Source organism: Nostocoides vanveenii (genome assembly GCF_039531165.1).
GTDB lineage: Bacteria > Actinomycetota > Actinomycetes > Actinomycetales > Dermatophilaceae > Nostocoides_A > Nostocoides_A vanveenii.
The window spans coordinates 1-2,555 of the sequence record NZ_BAAAPN010000006.1; the positions used below are offsets into that span (position 1 = coordinate 1).

Annotated in this window: 4 protein-coding genes; all 4 read right to left on the bottom strand. The window is 61.1% G+C overall.

All coding sequences use genetic code 11. The features are described from left to right. Window positions 1–100: 100 nt before the first annotated feature. Window positions 101–331, bottom strand: coding sequence for a hypothetical protein (locus ABD209_RS01335; protein WP_344061018.1), 231 nt, complete (start codon window positions 329–331; stop codon window positions 101–103). Window positions 332–600: 269 nt separating this feature from the next. Continuing rightward, entirely contained in the window at window positions 601–1,083 is a 483-nt protein-coding gene (locus tag ABD209_RS01340; RefSeq protein ID WP_344061021.1) for a hypothetical protein, read from the bottom strand. 198 nt (window positions 1,084–1,281) lie between these two features. Further along, window positions 1,282–1,896 (bottom strand): hypothetical protein, encoded by a 615-nt coding sequence (locus ABD209_RS01345; RefSeq protein WP_344061024.1) that lies wholly within the window; start codon window positions 1,894–1,896, stop codon window positions 1,282–1,284. A gap of 5 nt (window positions 1,897–1,901) precedes the next feature. Further along, entirely contained in the window at window positions 1,902–2,435 is a 534-nt protein-coding gene (locus tag ABD209_RS01350; protein ID WP_344061027.1) for a GNAT family N-acetyltransferase, read from the bottom strand. Between the last annotated feature and the right edge of the window lie 120 nt (window positions 2,436–2,555).

A 2,555-nucleotide genomic window follows, 5' to 3' on the forward strand; every position in this document is an offset into this window, starting at 1 on the left:
GGACACGATAGGACCCCCGGCTAGTGCACAAATCCCGACCGTCGCGACCACAAACCTGCAGGTCAACCCATCGCCGACCCGAGCAGGCGGCGAAAGTGGCCTAAGTCAGGACCAGGGTGATGCCGGGTTTGATGTGAGCACCCTGGATCTCACGGTTGGTGCGGACGCGACTGGCGTGAGCTGTGACCGGGTTGTCGCCGACGTCGAGACTGGTGGGGATGCCGCACCAGCGGAAGTCGTCGATCGTCGTGCCGTCGACAACCATGGAGAGGGGGCGGATATCGTCGTAGAGCGCGAGGGCGATCTCGAGCGCGTTGGCGGACTGGGGCACGACTCGGCAGGCGACGACGACACGGCTGGGGATGGANTGTTGCTTGGTCGTTCGCCCCAGTGCGGCGAAGCGGGTCGAGGGGTACTGCTGGGTGATCCGCTGGGGCAGGTCGACGTCCTCGACTCCCTCGACGGAGTGAGCTGTCTCGGCTTAAGGGGCTCTTCACCGATGAGTGTGGGGTGAGCACAACTCGCCGGGTTGTGCTCACCCCACACTCATCGGTGAAGAGCCAGTTTGCACAAGCCGCTTCGGAGCGCGGCGCTGTGCAATTAGGGCTGAAGGAGGTCCGGCCGCACCCATTCGATAACGAGCGTCAGGAGGGATGCCACACCAAACAAGCTCATTCCGGCCGCCCACGTGAAGTATCCGGGCAGTCGGGCGAAAGGGTTGAAGACGCCAGCGTCTGGCGAGGTCGTGTTCCTGCGCTTACGCCACTCTGTTCCGTGCACTTGCAGGGTCGGGTTCCCCGCTCTCTCCAAGTCTGCCAGCCAGTGGGCGTCTGTGACCTCGGCCTGCCGATGTCGAGTGAGGATCTGGATGCTCAGGAGTGCGACGACGATGGACAGAACGCACGCGACGGTCCGCGCGTACCTTGTCACTCCGCCACCGAGCGCGGTTGTCATCAGGAACGCCTGCGCGGTGAGGCTGAGGACCGGCGCCTGCCACAGCAGATTGTCGAACTGCGACCGTCGGGCGGCCAGCGCGGAGTAGACGGCGTCCAGGGAGGGTCTGTCCTCATGTTCTTCAGCCACCCCACGAACATATCCCGTCTGTCGACCATCGACTCAGTTCGCCGCGGAGGTGCAAGGTCCCGCGAGTTATTCGACTCTAGATTCGCGTGTCAACTCACCGACCACTCGGGGACCTCGACCCCAACCCAACCGGACCCCGCGCGCCCTCGGCTTCGAATAGCCTGCCAAGGCAGCCCAGCAAGGCTGAGCCTATGGGACCTATGGGACCTCTTTCACAAGAGCGTCCACCTCATCCATACATAGCGCAAAGGCTGGAAATTCGTTTGAGTGGATTTCACGGAACTCAACCCGACCTTTACTCTGTCGGTGCACCAATACCCGCGCATCCGAGGCGCCAAAGCGTAGGACGGTAAAACGCACACGGGGGGTCGTGCCTGTCTCCACAATCTGCGCGCCCACGCCTTCTAGTTCTGAAAGCCATGCGGTCTTGGCCCGGGCAATGACAACCAGGTCCCCCTCTGACGCCTTTCTCCGCAGCAGTTCCTTGAGTTTATCGCTGAGAACCCACGACATATCTCTTGTAATAACGACCATCTTGCCTTGCTCTTGAGCCCAGCCCAGATTCCATTCGACCAATTCTTCAGGAGTAGCGATCGCAATCGGGCTTCGCTTTCGCTCGTCTATCCACGCGAATCGTAGTCCGGCGAAGCCGAGCACTGAAAGCAACACAGCAAACAGTAGTGTCCAACCCGAACGGCCCATAAGTGATTCTAAGGACTTCACCCCTGCTGCCCAGGCTAGAAACACGGCCACGATCTGCCGCCAGAACTCGTTCGACCTACGGACGAAGAGGGTCTTGATCCGGACCGACATGGGGACTACTCCCTCCCAGGAACGCGATAGATATAGTCGGCCCTAGCCCCGTTCGTAATACTTCCGATCGGCTCAACCCCCCTGCGACCAAACCACGCGATGGCATCAGTCGCCTCGGTAGAGGTCTGCCAAGTCGTTGGACGCGGCCCGCCCACGGCGCGGTGAAATAGGAGGCTGCCCATGCCCAAGCTACGATGCGAGGGTCGAACGAAGAGACGCCGTAGCACAAGAGATGGTCCCGGAAACATGAACTCGTTGAAGTCGGCGACAAGGTAAACGAAGGCGAAGCCAATCAGTTCTTTGGAAGATCTATCCAAGATTGCAAGCGAGCCATCTTCATGCTCGCTGACGATGTCTCGGACTCGCTGAGTGGTCCAACGCGACGCGTACGGCACAGTATCCATCGCGGCCGCGAACTTCTCGGCGAAACGGTGGGCGCAGCCGAATTCTATGATCAGGTCGCTCCCCGCAAAGGTGAGATCACGCGCCTCCTCGACTGCCGGAGCGACGCTGATCCGTTCAATCTCGGACTGGGGCACGACGAGAGTTTAACCTGACTTAGAGATCGCGCGGATAGGTCAGGGTCGTCGGGTGGGTCGGGTGTCCCAGCGGTGGGTCGTCCAGGCTCGGCGGAGCAGGCTTCGGGTGATGATGACCGC

Bases quoted from the DNA above. Each gene is read 5' to 3' on its own strand.
- ABD209_RS01345 (WP_344061024.1), bottom strand. From the start codon at position 1,896: ATGTCGGTCCGGATCAAGACCCTCTTCGTCCGTAGGTCGAACGAGTTC.